Source organism: Streptosporangium roseum DSM 43021 (assembly GCF_000024865.1).
In the GTDB taxonomy this organism is placed as follows: Bacteria; Actinomycetota; Actinomycetes; order Streptosporangiales; family Streptosporangiaceae; genus Streptosporangium; species Streptosporangium roseum.
Genome location: NC_013595.1, coordinates 9,507,900 through 9,525,379 on the forward strand (window position 1 = coordinate 9,507,900; position 17,480 = coordinate 9,525,379).

The 17,480-nt window shown below is 71.3% G+C and carries 13 protein-coding genes; 5 read left to right on the forward strand and 8 right to left on the reverse strand.

Translation table 11 applies throughout. From position 1 onward, the window contains the following. Nucleotides 1-54: 54 nt before the first annotated feature. Entirely contained in the window at nucleotides 55-597 is a 543-nt protein-coding gene (locus SROS_RS41635) for a MarR family winged helix-turn-helix transcriptional regulator (protein ID WP_012894986.1), read from the forward strand. A 49-nt stretch (nucleotides 598-646) separates the two neighbouring features. Here the strand turns inward: SROS_RS41635 and SROS_RS41640 are convergent, their stop codons facing one another. The 3 genes from SROS_RS41640 to rsmA form a co-directional block, all read right to left on the reverse strand. Continuing rightward, nucleotides 647-2,455: an ABC-F family ATP-binding cassette domain-containing protein gene (locus tag SROS_RS41640; protein ID WP_012894987.1), complete on the reverse strand. Its 1,809-nt coding sequence runs from the start codon at nucleotides 2,453-2,455 to the stop codon at nucleotides 647-649. Nucleotides 2,456-2,482: 27 nt separating this feature from the next. Next, on the reverse strand, nucleotides 2,483-3,385 hold the full coding sequence (locus tag SROS_RS41645) for a 4-(cytidine 5'-diphospho)-2-C-methyl-D-erythritol kinase (protein WP_012894988.1): 903 nt from the start codon (nucleotides 3,383-3,385) through the stop codon (nucleotides 2,483-2,485). 78 nt (nucleotides 3,386-3,463) lie between these two features. After that, the gene (gene rsmA, locus SROS_RS41650; protein ID WP_012894989.1) at nucleotides 3,464-4,309 is read right to left on the reverse strand and encodes a 16S rRNA (adenine(1518)-N(6)/adenine(1519)-N(6))-dimethyltransferase RsmA; all 846 of its coding nucleotides are present in this window, start codon (nucleotides 4,307-4,309) and stop codon (nucleotides 3,464-3,466) included. Between the two features lie 225 nt (nucleotides 4,310-4,534). Here rsmA and SROS_RS52485 point away from each other — a divergent pair, with 225 nt between their 5' ends. Together SROS_RS52485 and SROS_RS41660 are read left to right on the forward strand one after the other, a co-directional pair. Then, the gene (locus SROS_RS52485) at nucleotides 4,535-6,154 is read left to right on the forward strand and encodes a serine/threonine-protein kinase (protein ID WP_052317147.1); all 1,620 of its coding nucleotides are present in this window, start codon (nucleotides 4,535-4,537) and stop codon (nucleotides 6,152-6,154) included. Continuing rightward, entirely contained in the window at nucleotides 6,151-7,527 is a 1,377-nt protein-coding gene (locus SROS_RS41660) for an FG-GAP-like repeat-containing protein (RefSeq protein ID WP_012894991.1), read from the forward strand. The genes SROS_RS52485 and SROS_RS41660 overlap by 4 nt, the downstream gene beginning before the upstream one ends. 7 nt (nucleotides 7,528-7,534) lie before the next feature. Here the strand turns inward: SROS_RS41660 and SROS_RS41665 are convergent, their stop codons facing one another. The 3 genes from SROS_RS41665 to SROS_RS41675 form a co-directional block, all read right to left on the reverse strand. Beyond that, nucleotides 7,535-8,395: a TatD family hydrolase gene (locus SROS_RS41665; RefSeq protein WP_012894992.1), complete on the reverse strand. Its 861-nt coding sequence runs from the start codon at nucleotides 8,393-8,395 to the stop codon at nucleotides 7,535-7,537. 177 nt (nucleotides 8,396-8,572) lie between these two features. Beyond that, a complete protein-coding gene (metG, locus tag SROS_RS41670) occupies nucleotides 8,573-10,354 on the reverse strand; it encodes a methionine--tRNA ligase (protein WP_012894993.1) in 1,782 nt (593 codons plus the stop codon). A 25-nt stretch (nucleotides 10,355-10,379) separates the two neighbouring features. Beyond that, on the reverse strand, nucleotides 10,380-11,600 hold the full coding sequence (locus tag SROS_RS41675) for a glycosyltransferase (RefSeq protein WP_012894994.1): 1,221 nt from the start codon (nucleotides 11,598-11,600) through the stop codon (nucleotides 10,380-10,382). A 101-nt stretch (nucleotides 11,601-11,701) separates the two neighbouring features. Here SROS_RS41675 and SROS_RS41680 point away from each other — a divergent pair, with 101 nt between their 5' ends. Continuing rightward, nucleotides 11,702-13,231 carry a hypothetical protein gene (locus SROS_RS41680; protein ID WP_012894995.1) on the forward strand — a complete coding sequence of 510 codons (1,530 nt, stop codon included), beginning with the start codon at nucleotides 11,702-11,704 and terminating at the stop codon, nucleotides 13,229-13,231. Here SROS_RS41680 and SROS_RS41685 read toward each other — a convergent pair. Both SROS_RS41685 and rsmI read right to left on the reverse strand, forming a co-directional pair. Beyond that, nucleotides 13,179-14,708, reverse strand: coding sequence for a dolichyl-phosphate-mannose--protein mannosyltransferase (locus SROS_RS41685; protein ID WP_148269847.1), 1,530 nt, complete (start codon nucleotides 14,706-14,708; stop codon nucleotides 13,179-13,181). The genes SROS_RS41680 and SROS_RS41685 overlap by 53 nt on opposite strands. A gap of 120 nt (nucleotides 14,709-14,828) precedes the next feature. Next, nucleotides 14,829-15,683: a 16S rRNA (cytidine(1402)-2'-O)-methyltransferase gene (gene rsmI, locus SROS_RS41690; protein ID WP_043654037.1), complete on the reverse strand. Its 855-nt coding sequence runs from the start codon at nucleotides 15,681-15,683 to the stop codon at nucleotides 14,829-14,831. A gap of 113 nt (nucleotides 15,684-15,796) precedes the next feature. On the opposite strand from rsmI, the gene SROS_RS41695 reads away from it, so the two are divergent. Beyond that, nucleotides 15,797-17,413 (forward strand): phospholipid carrier-dependent glycosyltransferase, encoded by a 1,617-nt coding sequence (locus tag SROS_RS41695; RefSeq protein ID WP_043654039.1) that lies wholly within the window; start codon nucleotides 15,797-15,799, stop codon nucleotides 17,411-17,413. The last annotated feature ends 67 nt before the right edge of the window (nucleotides 17,414-17,480 follow it).

Sequence of the window (17,480 nt, forward strand, 5' to 3'; positions counted from 1 at the left end):
AGATAATTGATAGCGAGCGAGATATCTCGATGTCAAGAGAGATACACTCGTGGCATGACCCTGCACCACGCGGACCACGACGCCGACCGCCCCGCGGACGAGGTCGACCGGCTGGTCGCGGCCTGGCGCCAGGAGCGCCCCGACCTGGACGTGGAGCCCCTCCAGGTGCTCAGCCGGGTCTCCCGGCTCGCCCGCCACCTGGACCGTGCCCGCCGGGCCTCCTTCGCCGAACACGACCTGGAGAACTGGGAGTTCGACGTGCTCACGGCCCTGCGCAGGGCCGGCGAGCCGTACGAACTGAGCCCGGGAGCCCTGCTCCGCGCGACCCTGGTGACATCCGGGACGATGACCAACCGGATCGACCGCCTCGCCGCCGCCGGGCTGGTCCGCAGGCGTCCCGACCCCGAGGACCGGCGCGGCGTCCTGGTCTCCCTGACCGACGCCGGGCGGATCCGGGTGGACAACGCCTTCGCCGACCTGCTCCGCCGCGAGCGCGAGCTGCTGGCAAGCCTCGGAAAACATGAACAGCAGGCCCTTTCGGGCCTGCTGCGCACGCTACTCGTCCCTTTTGACGCGACCGACACCGGAGCGCATTGAGCACTCTGCCCGCACAGAGCGGGATAAACCGGTTGAGATCAACGGGTGTTCATTCGCCGAGACGGTCGGCCACCTCCAGCCACTCCGCCTCGATGCCGTCCTTCTCGGCGACGATGTCCTTGAGCTCGGCGTCGAGCGAGGCCAGACGGCCGTAGTCGGCGGCGGCGTCGGCCATGGACGCGTGCAGCTTGGCCTCACGGCCGCTCAGCCTGTCGAGCTGGCGCTCCAGGCGGGAGAGCTCCTTGCGGAGCTCGCGCTCCTCCTTGGCCGACAGGCCGGACGCGGAGTCCTGCGCCGCTCCCGCCGGGGCCGGGGCCGCGGGAGCCGCCGCGCCGGAGGCCGCCCGTGCCGACAGCGCCGCACCCGAGGCACGTCGCGCCAGATATTCGTCGACGCCGCCGGGGAGCATGGACAGCTTGCCGTCGCCGAGCAGGGCGACGATCCGGTCGGAGACCCGCTCCAGGAAGTAACGGTCGTGGCTGACCAGGACCAGCGTGCCCGGCCAGCCGTCGAGCAGGTCCTCCAGCTCGTTCAGCGTCTCGATGTCGAGATCGTTGGTCGGCTCGTCGAGCAGCAGCACGTTCGGGTCGTCCATCAGCAGGCGCAGCAGCTGGAGCCGCCGCCGCTCGCCGCCGGACAGGTCGCCGACGACCTTCCACTGGGCGTCGCCCTTGAACCCGAGACGCTCCAGGAGCTGTGAGGCGGTCCACTCCTTCTTGCCGACCTGGATGAACTTGCGGACCTCCTCGACGGTCTCCAGCACCCGGCGCGCGGGGTCGAGCTCGCCCAGCTCCTGTGACAGGTGCGCCAGGCGGACCGTCCGGCCCCGCACGACCCTGCCGGAGTCGGGCTGGACCGTGTCGGCGAGCAGCCGCAGCACCGAGGACTTGCCGGAACCGTTCACGCCGATCAGGCCGATCCGGTCACCCGGGCCGAACTGCCAGGTGGAGTGGTCCAGGACCAGCGGGCCCTGACCGGGACCGCCGGCGTGCAGGGTGACGTCCTCAAGGTCGTAGACCGTACGGCCCAGCCTGGCCGCGGCGAACTTGACCAGCTCGACGGTCTCCCGGGCCGGGGGCTCGTCGGCGATCAGCGCCTGGGCGGCGTCGATGCGGAACTTGGGCTTGGAGGTGCGCGCGGGCGGGCCCCGGCGGAGCCAGGCGATCTCCTTGCGCATGAGGTTCTGCCGGCGCGCCTCGGCGGAGGCGGCGATCCGGGCGCGCTCGGCCTTGGCCAGCACGTAGGCCGCGTAGCCGCCCTCGTAGCGCTCGACCGAGCCGTCCACGACCTCCCAGGTCCGGGTGGAGACCGCGTCCAGGAACCACCGGTCGTGGGTGACGACCAGCAGGGCGGTCTTCCGGCCGGACAGGTGCCTGGCCAGCCAGTCGATGGCCTCGATGTCGAGGTGGTTGGTGGGCTCGTCCAGGATGATCAGGTCGTGCTCGTCGATGAGCAGCTTGGCGAGTGCCGTACGGCGCCGCTCGCCACCCGACAGGCTCGCGGCGAGCGCGGTGAGATCGATGTCGCCGAGCAGGCTGGAGAGGATCTCGCGGATGCCCGCGTCACCCGCCCACTCGTGCTCGGGCCTGCCGCCGAGGACGATCTCCTGCACCGACAGCGCCGGGTCGAGATCGTCGCCCTGGGACAGGCTCGCGACGTGGAGGCCGCGGTTGTGGGTGACCCGTCCGCCGTTGGGCTTGAGATCGCCGGCTATCACCGAGATGAGCGTGGTCTTGCCGCCGCCGTTGCGGCCGACCACCCCGACGCGGTCGCCCGCCTCGATGCCGAGGGAGACGTCGCTGAGCAGCGGCTTGGGACCGTAGGAGTGGGAGACCGACTCAAGATTGACCAGATTCATCGCTCTACAAGCGTATCCGGTCCCGGCCTATACCACCGTCGGACCGGGGACGGGGCCGTAGGCGGTGATGACGTCGCGGGCCACGCCGGCGGCCTTGAGGGACAGGGCCAGCTCGCCCGCGTGGGCCTCGGACTCGGCGAGGAAGGCGCAGGTGGGGCCGGAGCCGGAGACGAGGGTGCCCACGGCGCCCTGCTCGCGACCGGCCTCCAGGGTCCGGGCGAGGGAGCGGCGGAGCATCACGGCGGCGGGCTGCAGGTCGTTGGCCAGCTCGGAGCCGAGGGCCTTGGCGTCTCCCCGGCGGAGCGCGGCCAGCAGCGGGTCGGCGGCCCGGGGCCAGGCGATCTCCTCGCCGGTCGCCTCGCGCATGCGGTCGCACTCGGCGTAGACCTTGGCCGTGGACAGGCCGCCGTCGGCCAGGGCGAACACCCAGTGGAACCGGCCTCCCACCTCCAGAGGCGTGAGCCGTTCCCCCCTGCCGGTGCCGACGGCCGTACCGCCGAGCAGCGCGAACGGGACGTCGCTGCCGAGGTCGGCGGCGATCTCCATCAGGTCCTCGACCGGCAGGCCGAGTCCCCACAGCTCGTTGCAGGCGACCAGCGCGGCCGCGGCGTCGGCGCTGCCGCCGGCCATGCCGCCCGCCACCGGGATCGCCTTTCGGATGATCAGGTTCACGCCGTAGGAGCGCCCCGCGTGCCTGGCCAGCGCCAGGGCGGCCCGGATCGCGAGGTTGTCGTCGTCTTCGGGCACCTGGTCGGCGGACTCGCCCTCGACCCGGACGCTCATCCCGGTCTCCGCGGTGGCCGTCACCTCATCGAAGATCGAGACGGCGTGGAAGACGTTCACCAGGTCGTGGTAGCCGTCGTCACGGAGCGGCCCGACCGCCAGCTGCAGGTTGACCTTCGCGGGCACACGGACGGTCACGGAGTTCATGCGTCCCTCATCGGCGCTCGCTTGCTCGTCACGGTGTCCGATCGTAACGGGGTCTCCGCCCGCCCCACGCAAATCCCCCTACGCGCGATTCTCGGCGATCCGCGCGAAATCCTCCACGGTGAGCTGTTCACCACGTTCCGAGGGGTCGATCCCGGCGGCGCGGAGCGCCTGCTCGGCGGCGGCGGGCGTACCGGCCCAAGAGGCCAGGGCGGCGCGCAGGGTCTTGCGGCGCTGGGCGAAGGCGGCGTCCACGACGGCGAACACGTCCTCGCGGGCGGCCCTGGTCGAGGGGGGCTCGCGGCGGGTCATCGCGACGAGGCCGGAGTCGACGTTGGGGACCGGCCAGAAGACTGTGCGACCGACGGGACCGGCCCGGCGGACGTCGGCGTACCAGGCGGCCTTGACCGAGGGGATGCCGTAGATCTTCGATCCGGGCGCGGCGGCCAGCCGGTCGGCGACCTCGGACTGGACCATGATCAGGATGGTCCGCAGGGACGGCAGGGTCTCCAGCAGGTGGAGCACCACCGGGACGGACACGTTGTAGGGCAGGTTGGCGACCAGCGCGGTCGGCAGGTCCTCCGGCAGGTCCTCGGGGAGGACCCGCATCGCGTCGGCGAGCACCACGGTGAGGCGCTCGGCGAACTCCGGGGCGCGCTCGGCGACGGTCAGCGGGAGCTGCGCGGCCAGGACCGGGTCGATCTCCACCGCCACCACGCCGCGGACCTCGGGGAGCAGCGCCAGGGTCAGCGAGCCCAGCCCGGGACCGACCTCGATGACCACGTCGTCCGGCCGCAACCCGGCGACCCGGACGATCCGGCGGACCGTGCCGCCGTCGATCACGAAGTTCTGGCCGAGCTTCTTCGTGGGGCGGATATCCAGCTTCTCCGCCAAATTACGTATCTCCACCGGACCGAGAAGGCTCATGCTGGTTCCCCGCCCGGCGCGACGGCACCTGCGTCCGCCGGGCCGCTGTGCCCACTGAATCTTTCGCTGCGCTTGCTCACGGATGCACTCCCCACGTCATCCGACAAGTTTCGCGCATCGAACACACTGTGAAGACGCGTGATGGACACGGGAGGTTCCGTTGTGGATAACGTTGCCATACGGGGGATCGTCGGCGAGGAAGGGAATCCGCCCCGTGATGAGGACGTGAACCAGCCCGGGGTCGAGGGGTTGCGCCCCGGCGATCCGGAGCAGGTCGGGGGTTACCGGCTGCTCGGCCGCCTCGGCGAGGGCGGCATGGGGACCGTCTATCTCGCGCTGGCCCCCACCGGCCGGCCGGTGGCGGTCAAGATGGTCAAGGCGGAGTTCGCGGTCGAGGACGGGTTCGCCGCGCGGTTCCACGCGGAGGTGCGCAACGCCCGGCGCGTGGCCTCGTTCTGCACCGCCCAGGTGCTCGACAACGGCAACACCGAGGACGGCCGGCCGTACATGGTCACCGAATACATCGCCGGCACGCCGCTGTCGCGCCAGATCGCCCAGTACGGCGCGCTCGAAGCCGGCCCCCTGCACGGGGTGGCCCTCGGGGTCGCCGCCGCGCTGGCCGCGATCCACGTCGCCGGACTGGTCCACCGCGACCTCAAGCCCGCCAACGTGATCCTGTCCATGTCCGGGCCCCGCGTGATCGACTTCGGCATCGCCCGCGCCCTGGACTCCACCCAGGGCTTCACCCAGTCGGGCGAGGTGCTCGGCAGCCCCGGCTGGTGGGCTCCCGAGCAGGTGCGCGGCCTGGAGATCACCCCGGCCGCCGACGTCTTCGCCTGGGGATGCCTGGTCGCCTACGCGGGCAACGGCCGTCACCCCTACGGCCGGGGCGACCTGGTCACCATGGCCACCCGGCTGCTCAACAGCCCGCCCGACCTGGGCGCGCTCCCCGCTCCGCTCGACGACCTCGCCCGCCGGGCCACCGCGATGGACCCCTACCAGCGGCCCACCGCCCAGGACCTGCTGCTCGCCCTGGTCGGCGGCGGGATCGCGGCACCGGCCGGGCCGGTCGCCGCCCCCGCGGATCCGCCCACCCTGATCGCCGGCGACATGCTCAGCCGGTCGTGGCGGCCCCCGGCCAACGTGGAGCCCGACTCCACCCAGACACTCGGCGCGCTGGACGTGAACGCCCCCTCGGCCCCCTCGGCCCCGGACCCGCTCACAGCCCCGTCCCCCGTCCCGGCTCCGGCCCCGCCGGGTACGGTCCAGACCCCGCCTCCGGCCCCGCCGGGTACGGCCCAGGCCCCGCCCCCGCCCGATACGGCCACCGCCGGGCGGTCGCCGCGCAGGCGCTGGCTGCTCGCCCTGCCGGCCGTGGCGGCGGCCCTGGCCGTCACGGTCGCCGTGCTGGTCAACACGGGCGGCGAGGCCAAGCAGGGACCGACGACCGGCACCACCGCCGGCGTCACCGACGTGGGCAGGCGGATCGCGACCGGCTCCCTCCTCGACGCCCCGCAGCTGATCATCTCCCAGGCCCCGCGGTGCGGCCTGACCTCCTACCAGGGCGCCACCCCGGCCCGCGGCCGGTTCTGCGCGGTCCGGTGGACCCTGCTCAACACCGCGGGGACCGCGGCGGCGATCAGCCGCACCCCGCTCATCCTGGTGGACGACCGCGGCGCGCCCCACAGCCCCGAGCCGATCTCGACGGGCCTGCCGGGCACCCTGGCCCCCGGCGGCAGGGCGGACGGGGTCCTGGTCTACGACCTGCCGCCGGTCCGCAAGCCGCTGAAGCTGACCGGCCGCGTGATCGAGGGCGGATCGGAGATCGAGGTGAGGCTGTCATGAGGCTTCTGACGTCCCTGCTGGTCACGGCCATGCTCGCGGTGCCGCCCGCCGCCGCCGGGGCCGCCTCCGCCCGCTCCGCCGACTGCTCGGGGGCGAGCGCGAGCGACTTCGACGGCGACGGCACGGACGACGCGGTGGTCGGCGACCCGTTCGCGGACCACCGCGGGATCGCCGGCGCCGGCGCCGTGCACGTGCTGCTCGGACGGGGCGAGGGCGCGACGGTCGTGAGCGCCCCCGAGCCCGGCGCGGGCGACGGCTTCGGATGGTCGGTGAAGCTGACCCACCTCGACGCCGACCGCTGCGCGGACCTGCTGATCGGCGCGCCGTACGCGGACGTTTCCGGGCTGCGGGACGCGGGAGCGGTCTACGCCGTGTACGGCGGAGCGGGACGCGAGGCGGTCCGCCTGGTCGCCCCCAGGCCGGAGCGCGAGGCCCACTTCGGCTGGTCCCTGGCCTCCGGTGGCACCCTGGTGGCGGTCGGCGCGCCGTACGAGGACGCCGACGGGGTGGCCGACGCGGGGGCGGTCCACCTGTTCCAGACCGGCGCGCTCGGCCAGGGCCGGCGGATCTCCCAGGACAGCGAGGGCGTCTCCGGCAACAGCGAGGCCGGCGACATGTTCGGCTGGTCGGTGGCGATCGGCAGGCTGGGCGGTGTCTCCGGCGAGCAGGACCTCGCGGTCGGCGCGCCGTACGAGAACGACGACGGGCTGGGGCGGCAGGACGGCGGCGGCAGGTCCGACTCGGGATCCATCGCCGTGCTCTTCGACGTGCGCACCGCCCAGAGCGGATACGCCGGCCGGAAATGGGACCTGCACGAGATCGTCGACGCGGACGCGGGTGACCGGTTCGGTTACGCGATGGCCTACGCCGAGGAGGGCGACGTGGGCTACCTGGCGGTGAGCGCGCCGCTCGGCGACGGCGGGCGGGTGAAGGACTCCGGGCTGGTCCACCTCTTCCAGGCGTCCAGCACGGCGGAGATCACCCCCGCGGGCGTCTTCGACCAGGGGGCGGAAGGCGCCGCCGGCGAGGGATACGGCTTCTCGCTGGCCTTCACCGGCGAGGGCGGCGCCCGGCTGGCCGTGGGAGTCCCGTTCGACGGGCCCGACCAGCGGGGCGGCGTACGGCTGGTGCCGGTGCGGGATCCGGGACAGACCCGGCTGGTCGGCCGGGGCGGCCCCGGTGACCGCTCCGGCTGGTCGGTGGGGTTCAGCGGGAACCGCCTGGTGGTCGGCGCGCCGGACCGGAACGGCTCGGGAGCGGTGGCGCTGCTGGGCCGCAACGACTCCACCGGGATCCCGCTCGCGCCGGGCACCGGCAAGGTGCCCGCCCTCGACGGCGGCGGCCCGGCCGACTTCGGCGCGGCGGTGGGCTGACCGCGGATCACCAGGCGCCGAAGACGGTCTCCCCGTTCGCGCTGATGGCCTCGGCGAGCCCGGCCGGCTCCATCCCCTTGACCTCGGCCAGGCAGCGCAGCGTGAGGGGGATGAGGTAGGGCGCGTTGGGCTTGCCCCGGTGCGGGGTCGGCGGGAGGTAGGGCGCGTCCGTCTCGACGAGCATCAGCTCCTTGGGCACGACCGCCGCGGCCTCGCGGAGGTAGCCGGCGTTCTTGTAGGTGACCGGGCCGGAGAAGGACATGAAGTAGCCGGCCTCGGCGCACCTGCCGGCCATCTCGGCGTCGCCGGAGAAGCTGTGGAAGACCACGACGTCCGGGGCGCCCTGGTCGGCCAGGACGCGCAGCACGTCGTCGTGGGCCTCGCGGTCGTGGATCACCAGGGCTCTGCCGGTCCGCTTGGCGATCTCGATGTGCGCCCGGAAGCTGGCGTGCTGGTCGTCCCTGGACGCCCAGTCACGGTAGTAGTCGAGCCCGGTCTCCCCCACCGCCCTGACGTGGGGGAGGCGGGCCAGCTCCTCGATCTCGGCGAGGGTCTCCGGCGTCGAGGCGTGCGCCTCGTTGGGATGGATCGCCACCCCGGCGTAGACGTCGGCGTGGAGCCCGGCGGTCTCGGCGTTCCAGCGCGAGGACGGCAGGTCGTAGCCGATCGTGACGAGCCTGGTCACCCCTACCGAGCGGGCCTCCCGGAGAATCCCCTCGATGCTCGCCTGAGCCGCCTGGGCGGCCTGGGCGACGGGGTCTCCCGAGGACGCCTGGCGGTTGCCCACCATGATGTCCAGGTGGCAGTGGCTGTCGAACACCTCGGCGGCCAGGGGTTCGGGGAGGGCGGGAAGCTTCGTCGTGCTCACGGCCCCCAACCTACCGAGGAGCCGGCACGGCCCGCGCCGGGACCGCCGGGCGCGGGCCGTCTCCGGCCGGGCCGGCGGATCGACGGGCGCACCCATCCGGGCGGGCAGGCCGACGCGCACCGCCCGGCCGGGCGGATCCTCGGCGGAGGTCACCCACCCGGGCGGGCCGTACGCGCGTCACCCGGCCAGGCGGGCGAGCTCCTCTTCGACGATCTTCGGGTCGAGCTTGGTGAACAGCGGGGTCGGCGGGGCGAGCGGGGTGCCGGGCCGGATCGGGGTGGACTCCCAGCGGGCGGCGCCCTCGTAGGAGCCGGTGATGATCGGGTAGGACCGGCCGTCCTCCTCGGTGACCTCCTGGATCTCCGGCATTCCCGACCACACGCCGGTGCCGCCGAGCATCGCGTAGATCTTGTTGGAGGAGCCGGGCAGGACCGGGGTGAGCAGGGTCTTGGCGTCGTCGACGACCTGGAGAGCCACGTGGAGGATGGACTTCACCCGCTCGGGGTTGTCCTTGATCTTCCACGGCTCCTGCTCGGCGAGATACCGGTTGGCCTCGCGGATGACCTCGAACGCCTCGTTCGTGGCGTTCTTGAACCGGGAGGCCTCGAACTCGGCGCCGGCCTTCGCGAAGGCCGCGCGGCTGCGCTCCAGCATCGCCCGGTCGGCGTCGGTCAGCTCGCCCGCCTCGGGGATGACGCCGAAGTTCTTGGCGGCCATCGAGATCGAGCGGTTGACCAGGTTGCCCCAGGCCGCCACCAGCTCGCCGTTGTTGCGGTTGAGGAACTCCGACCAGGTGAAGTCGGTGTCCTGGCTCTCCGGGCCGGCCACCGCGATGTAGTAGCGCAGCGCGTCGGCGTCGTAACGGGCCAGGAAGTCACGCACGTAGATGACGACCTGGCGGGAGGAGGAGAACTTGCGCCCCTCCATGGTCAGGAACTCGCTGGAGACGACCTCGGACGGCAGGTTCAGCGTGCCCAGCGCGCCCGGCTTGCCGTCCCGGGAGCCCTGGCCGTTGTAGCCGAGGAGCAGCGCCGGCCAGATCTCGGCGTGGAAGACGATGTTGTCCTTGCCCATGAAGTAGTAGCCACGGGCGTCGGGGCTCTGCCACCACTGCCGCCAGGCGTCCGGATCGCCGGAGCGGCGGGCCCACTCGATGGAGGCGCTGAGGTAGCCGACGACGGCGTCGAACCAGACGTAGAGCCGCTTGTTGGGCTGGTCGCTCCAGCCCTCCAGCGGGATCGGCACGCCCCAGTCGAGGTCGCGGCTCATCGCACGCGGCTGCAGGTCGCCCAGGAGGTTGAGGGCGAACTTCAGCACGTTGGGCCGCCACTCGCCCTGCTTGGACTGGAGCCAGGACCCCAGCACCTCGGCGAACGCGGGCAGGTCGAGCATGAAGTGCTCGGTCTCGACGAAGATCGGCGTCTCACCGTTGATCTTGCTGACCGGGTTGATCAGCTGGATCGGGTCGAGCTGGTTGCCGCAGTTGTCGCACTGGTCGCCGCGGGCGCTGTCGTAGTGGCAGATCGGGCAGGTGCCCTCGATGTAGCGGTCGGGCAGGGTGCGGGCGGTGGACGGAGAGATCGCGCCCATCGTGGTCTTGGGGAAGATGTAGCCGTTCTCGTAGAGACCCTTGAAGATCTCCTGCACCACGGCGTAGTGGTTGTCCGTCGTGGTCCGGGTGAACAGGTCGTAGGAGAGCCCGAGTGCCTGGAGGTCCTCGACGATCACCCGGTTGTAGCGGTCGGCGAGCTCGCGGGCGCTCACGCCCTCCTTGTCGGCCTGCACCTGGATCGGGGTGCCGTGCTCATCGGTCCCGCTGACCATCAGGACCTTGTTGCCCACCATCCGCTGGTAGCGGCTGAACATGTCGGACGGCACGCCGAATCCGGAGACGTGTCCGATGTGGCGGGGGCCGTTGGCGTAGGGCCACGCGACGGCGGTCAGGATGTGCTGGGACATGGTGCCAAGCCTAAGGGACGCGGGCTCAGGCCTTGGTGCTCTCCCGGGATACGGCCTCGGCGGCCTCCTCGGCGGCCGAGGCGGCCACGTCGATGGGGGTCTCCCTGGTCCGGCGGATGCCGAGGATGCTGACGAACAGCGCCGCGAAGATGGTCTGGAAGCTCATGATCAGCGCGGTGGCCGAGGGCACGACCAGGCGCAGCGACTCCGACGGGATCAGCGTGCCGAAGCTGCGCGTCTGCCAGTGGACCAGCGAGGCGACCAGACCGCCGAGACCGGCCAGCGCCAGCAGGCCGCCGACGACCAGGCCCTTCTCCAGGGTCACGATGTCGACGAGCCTGCGCACCCGCCTGTCCTCGGGCAGGAAGCCCTCCTCCGCCGCGTAGACCTTGGTGAACACCGCGAACAGCACCGCCTGGAAGCCGATCACCATCGCGGCGGAGGCGCCGACCAGGGTGTCGACGTCGAAGGCGAGCTTGCCGATGTAGACCGGGCCGAAGGTCAGGGCGGCGCCCGCGACCAGGCCGAGGGTCATCAGGACCATGCCGGGGATGAGGAACAGCCAGCGCGGGCTGTAGAGCATGAGGAAGCGCAGGTGGCGCCAGCCGTCGCGCCAGGAGCGCAGGTGCGGCGGCCGGGAGCGGCCGTCGGGCGACAGCGTGGTGGGCACCTCGCGCACGTCCAGCCCGGACAGCGTCGAGCGCACCACCATCTCGCTGGCGAACTCCATGCCGCCGGTCTGCAGGCCCAGCTTGAGGATGGAGTCGCGCCGGAAGCCGCGCAGCCCGCAGTGGAAGTCGCCGATGGCGCTGGGGAAGAACAGGCGGCCGATGAAGGAGAGCACCGGGTTGCCGAGGTAGCGGTGGAGCGGGGGCATGGCGCCCGGCGCGATGCCGCCCTTGAACCGGTTGCCCATCACCAGGTCGGCGCCGTCGCGCAGCTGCTCGACGAACGGCAGCAGCGCGGTGAAGTCATAGGAGTCGTCGGCGTCGCCCATGATGACGTACCGGCCCCGGGCGGCCCGGATGCCGCCCATGAGAGCGTTGCCGTACCCCTTGGCGTCCACGTGCACGACCCGGGCGCCGGCGTCTCGCGCGAGCTGCTGCGAGCCGTCGGTGCTGCCGTTGTCGGCGATCAGCACTTCTCCGTCGATCCCGTGTTCCCGCATGCAGGCCAGTGCCTTGCGTACGCAGGTCTCCACGGTCTCCGCCTCATTCAAGCAAGGCATGACCACGGTCAGTTCCACGTCTCAACCCCTCATGTACGGCACAGGCCAATCTCATCATGATGCCCTCTATCGAGTACTGCGCGGGTCAACTCCGTGAAACGACTGGCATCCTGTAATGCATGGTGACCGTCGCCGAACGAGCACGTCTGGAGACGCCTCCAGGCGACTGGAGCGCACGCCTGTGGGCGTTCCTACGCCGCCACCGCGTCTTCGTGGCCGCGCTCTCGCTGGCGTTCGTGCTGCGTGTCGTCACCATGCTCGGGTACGGCCCGGCGCTGTGGTTCAACGACTCCTTCGAATACGTGTCGGGGGCGGTCAACCCCGACAGGCCCAGTGCCCTGCGCCCGAACGGTTATTCCTTCTGGCTCCTCCTGCTGCGCCCCTTCCACAGCTTCGGCCTGGTGGCCTTCACCCAGCACCTGATGGGCCTGTCCATCGCGGTGCTGGTCTACGCGCTGCTGCGCAGGAGGTTCGGCCTGCCCGGCTGGGGGGCGACGCTGGCCACGGTGCCGGTGCTGTTCGACGCCTACCAGATCCAGCTCGAACACCTGATCATGTCCGACACGATGTTCATGCTGCTGGTCGTGGGCGTCGTCACGCTGGTGCTCTGGCACCGGAAGATGTCCTGGCGGCTCGGCGCGGTCATCGGCCTGCTGCTCGCCCTCACCGCACTGACCCGGTCGATCGGGCTGCCGATCCTCGCCCTGGTCAGCGCCTACATGCTGATCAAGCGCACCGGCTGGAAGCCGATCACGGCGATGTTGACCGCGTGCGCGCTCCCGGTGGTCGCCTACATGGGCTGGTTCGCCTCCGCGCACGGCACCTTCTCGATGACCAGCAGCGACGGGGCGATCCTCTACATGCGGACCGCGCTGTTCGCCGACTGCAGGAAGATGGAGCTCGACCCCCGTAAGGATCTCGAGATCGCGCTGCTGTGCATCACCGACCCGCCGAGCGAGCGCAGCTTCTCCGGCCAGAACTACCTGTGGTGGGCCAGGGGCGGCCAGCGCTTCCACGCCTTCGGGACGGGCAGCACGTTCACCCCGCAGATGAACCAGGCCGCCGGGACGTTCGCCAGGCGGGCCATCATGTCCCAGCCCGGCGACTACCTCGCCCGGGTGGCTCTCGACTTCTTCCGCGCCTTCCAGTGGGGCCGGCCGCGCTTCCCCGACTACGCGACCTTCCAGCAGTACGAGTTCTCCTTCGAGGACAAGGTGCTCCCGGCCTGGGCCTCCTACAAGGGCAACACCGACACCGACGCGCGCAAGTACGACCCGAGCCTGCCGACCGCCGAGATCCGCGGGCGGCCGAGCGTCGTCGGCACCCAGGTCCACGACCCGTGGGCCTCCTTCATGCAGGCCTACCAGCGGACGGTCCGGATGCCCGGCATCGCCGTCGGCGTCCTGCTCCTGATCGGCCTGGCCGGGGTGGCGGTGCGCTGGCGCAAGCTGGGCGGACCGGTGCTCCTGCCCTGGCTGGCCGCCTTCGGGCTCATCCTGGCCCCGGCCGCGACCGCCGAGTTCGACTACCGCTACCTGCTGCCCGCGGTGCCGCTGGCCTGTCTCGCCGCCGCGATCTCGCTGCGCCGCGGGTTCGCTAGGCCCACCGCGAGAAAAGCATCCGCGTCCACCACTGCCCGTGCGGAATGATCTCGGCGACGAGCACCGGATGGAGCCAGGCGAAGTTGATCAAGGCGAGGATCATGAAGGCCCCGGCGAACGCGGCCCCGACCGCCCGGCGGTTGGGAGCGGCGTCCGCCTTCCCGATGACCAGGCCGGCGGCGAGCACGATCGCCAGGATCATGAAGGGGACCATGGGGATCGCGTAGAACAGATACATGGTCCGGTTGTCGGCGATGGCCCAGTAGAACCAGGGCAGCCAGCCGGCGGCGTAGCTCAGCAGGACGGCTCCGGCGCGCCAGTCGCGGGTGGCCACGTACCAGGCGATCATCGCGATGAGCGCGGCCAGCCCGCCGTACCAGATGACCGGGGTGCCGACCCCGAGCACCTCCTGGGCACAGCTGTCCGTCCCGCACCCGCTCTTGGGCGTCTCCCAGAAGAACGCCACGGGGCGCAGCAGCAGCGGCCAGCTCCACGGCTCGGACTGGTAGCCGTGCGGGGTCGCCAGGTCGGTGTGGTAGCCGAGGACCTGGAAGTGGTAGTTCAGCCACGACCGGACCGAGTCGAAGACGAAGTACGCGGGTCCCTGCGAGGTCGCCTGGGCCCAGTTGCGCCCCCAGCCCAGCGGTGAGGCGAACCAACCGCTCCACGAGGCCACGTAGGCGATCGCCGGAGCCGCCGCCATGGCCGTGAGGGCGGTGGGCAGGTCCTTGCCGAACATGCCGCCGTACGGCCGGCGCAACCCGACCGCCCGACGGGCCCCGGCGTCCCAGACCAGGGACATGACCGCGAAGGCCACCAGGAAGAAGATCCCCGACCACTTGACCGCGCACGCCGCGCCCAGGCAGAGCCCGGCCGCGATCCGCCAGGGACGCAGTCCCAGCCACGGGCCGTGCTCGCTCAGCGGCGAGGTCTCGTACCAGTCGACCAGGCGGCCGCGCGCCCGGTCGCGGTCGACCACCAGGCAGGCGAACCCGGCCAGGACGAAGAACATCAGGAAGATGTCCAGCAGCGCGGTGCGTGACAGCACCAGGTGCAGTCCCTCGATGGCCAGCAGGAAACCGGCCAGGCAGCCCAGCATGGTGGAGCGGGTCATCCGGCGGGCCGTCCTGGCCAGGATGAGGATCGACACCACGCCGACCAGCGCCCCGGCGAACCGCCAGCCGAACGGGGTCATGCCGAACACCTGCTCGCCCACACCGATCATCCACTTGCCCAGCGGCGGATGGGCCACGTACAGCGGGCAGGGATCGGCCTCGGGCGGGGTGCACCTGACCCAGATGTCGGTGTTACCGGCCACGAGCATCCGGTCGGCCACCGGGTCCTCGACCTTGCCGTGCGAGGCACGTTCCACACCGTAGGTGATCAGCGCGAACGCGTCCTTGACGTAGAACGTCTCGTCGAACACGACCGCGTGCGGGCGTCCCAGGCCGGAGAACCGGAGGATCGCCCCGAACCCGGCGACCAGCAGTGGACCCAGCCAGCCCCACAGGACATTTCCCGGCATAGGCGGCAGCAGCCGATTCCGCGTTGATCCCATTTGGGAAATTATGGGGATAATCCAGCCCTCATGGGGCGCGCAATATAGATCACTTTTGGATCTCCCGCATTCTCCGCCTCTGCGGGCTCAGCCGCGATGGACCGCGTCGTAGAGATCGCGCTTGGGGATCCCCGCCGCCTTGGCGACGTCGACGATCGCCTGCTTCCTGGGCACGCCCGTCTCCTCGCGGCGGGCGACCTCGGCGACCAGGTCCTCGACGACCGGCGGCAGGTTCTCCGGGACGTGCCCGGCGACGACCACGGTGATCTCCCCCTTGACGCCCTTGGCCGCCCATTCGGCCAGCTCGCCCAGGCCGCCCCGCCGTACCTCCTCGTAGGTCTTGGTGAGCTCCCGGCAGACCGCCGCGGGGCGGTCGGCGCCGAGCGCCTCGGCCATCGCCGCCAGCCCGGCCTGCAGCCGGTGCGGCGCCTCGAAGAACACCATCGTGCGCTCCTCCCCGGCCAGGGCGTCCAGCCTGCGGGCGCGCTCGCCGGGCTTGCGCGGCAGGAAGCCCTCGAAGCAGAAACGGTCACTGGGCAGGCCGGAGACGGCCAGCGCGGTGGTGACCGCGGACGGGCCGGGCAGCGAGGTGACCGTGATCCCGGCCTCGACGGCCAGACGGGTCAGGCGGTAGCCGGGGTCGGAGACGCCGGGCATGCCCGCGTCGGTGATGATCAGGACGGTCTTGCCGTCCTGGAGGGCCTGCAGGAGCTCGGCCGCCCGGCCGGCCTCGTTGGCGTCGTAGTAGGAGACGACCCTGCCCCTGATCTCCGCGCCCAGCTCGCCGGCCAGCCTGCGCAGGCGGCGGGTGTCCTCGGCCGCGACCACGTCGGCGGCCTCCAACGCCCCCCGCAACCGGGGCGAGGCGTCCCCCACCTGCCCGATCGGAGCCCCCGCGAGCACCAGCCTGCCGTTGTCCGTCACGGTGCCATCCTCCCCCATTCCCGGTGAGATCCCGTCCCAGGGGGTTTTCATCCCGGGGGGAAGTTCCCTAATTAGGCATGTAGGCGGTGTTTCTTGGGTTGCCCGGTTGGAGTGGCCCGTACGATGTCCGGGTGGCCGTGACCGACTTCACCAACCAGGCGTCCGAGCAGCCGGAGCCCCAGCCGGACGGCGAATCGGCGAGCTCCGTACGAGACCGGCTGGTGCCGCCGATGCGAGGCGACGCCATGTGGGGCTGGCTGGGCCCGCTGCTGGTGGCGGCATTCGGGGCGATCCTGCGCTTCACCAACCTCGGGCGTCCGAACGCGGTCATGTTCGACGAGACGTACTACGCCAAGGACGCGTGGGCGCTGATCAACTTCGGTGCCGAGCGGAACGCGCTCAAGGACGCCGACAAGCTCCTGATGCAGAAGAGCACGGAGATCTGGCAGCAGTGCGCGCCGGCCGAGCTCGACAAGTGCGCCTCCTACGTGGTCCACCCGCCGCTGGGCAAGTGGATGATCGGTGTGGGCGAGCAGGTGTTCGGCATGACCCCGTTCGGCTGGCGGTTCGCCGGGGCGCTGGTCGGCGTGGTGTCGATCCTCATCCTGGCCAGGACGGCCCGCCGGATGACCCGCTCCACCATGCTGGGCTGCCTGGCCGGTTTCCTGCTGGCCATCGAGGGACTGCACCTGGTGCTGTCACGCACCGCGCTGCTGGACATCTTCCTGATGTTCTTCGTCCTGGCCGGGTTCGCCTGCCTGGTGGTCGACCGCGACCGGGCGCGCGGCCGCCTGGTCGACTGGTACGAGACCTCGCCGCTGAGCGAGCACGGCCCGTGGCTGGGACTGCGTCCCTGGCGGATCGCGGCCGGGCTCTGCCTGGGCGCGGCGTGCGCGGTCAAGTGGTCGGGGATCTTCTTCCTGGTGGCCTTCGCGGTCATGTCCCTGGTCTGGGACGCCGGGGCCCGTCGGGCGGTCGGGTTGCGCCGGCCGTACGGCGGCATGTTCGGCAAGGACCTGCCCAACCTCCTGCTGGCGATGGGCCTGATCCCCGCGCTGACCTACATGGTCTCGTGGAGCGGCTGGTTCGCCTCCTCCTCCGGCTGGGGGCGCAACTGGGCCCAGGCGACCTCGCAGGGGCCGTTCTTCTTCGTCTTCGACTCGGTCCGGTCGTGGCTGAACTACCACTTCCAGGTCCTCGGCTTCCACACCGATCTGGCGACCCCGCACAGCTACCAGTCCGAGCCGTGGAGCTGGCCGCTGCTGCTGCGCCCCGTGGCCTTCTTCTACGAGACGCCCAAGAGCGGATGCGACGCCTCAAGCTGCTCGCAGGCGGTGCTCGGGGTCGGCACCCCGGTCATCTGGTACGGCGGGCTGGCCGCGCTCATCGCGATGATCGCCTGGTATGTGGCCACCCGCGACTGGCGCGCCGGAGCCGTCCTGCTGAGCTACGCCGCCGGCTGGCTGCCCTGGTTCTACTGGGCCATCGCCGACAACCGGACCATGTTCCTGTTCTACGCGATCCCCATGGTCCCCTTCATGATCCTGGCGATCGTGCTCGCCGCCGGCCTGATCATCGGCCCGGTGAACGCCGCACCACGACGGCGTATCGTCGGCGCCTCGATCGTGGGCGCCTTCACGCTGCTGTCGCTCATCAACTTCTGGTGGCTCTACCCCGTGCTCACCGCCGAGATCATCCCTTACGCGGAGTGGCATTCGCGCATGCTCTTCAAGAAGGGCTGGGTCTGACCGTCCACACATATGAGCTGCTTAGTGCTGATTCCTTAGGGTAGGCGACGTGCACGATCCATTACGT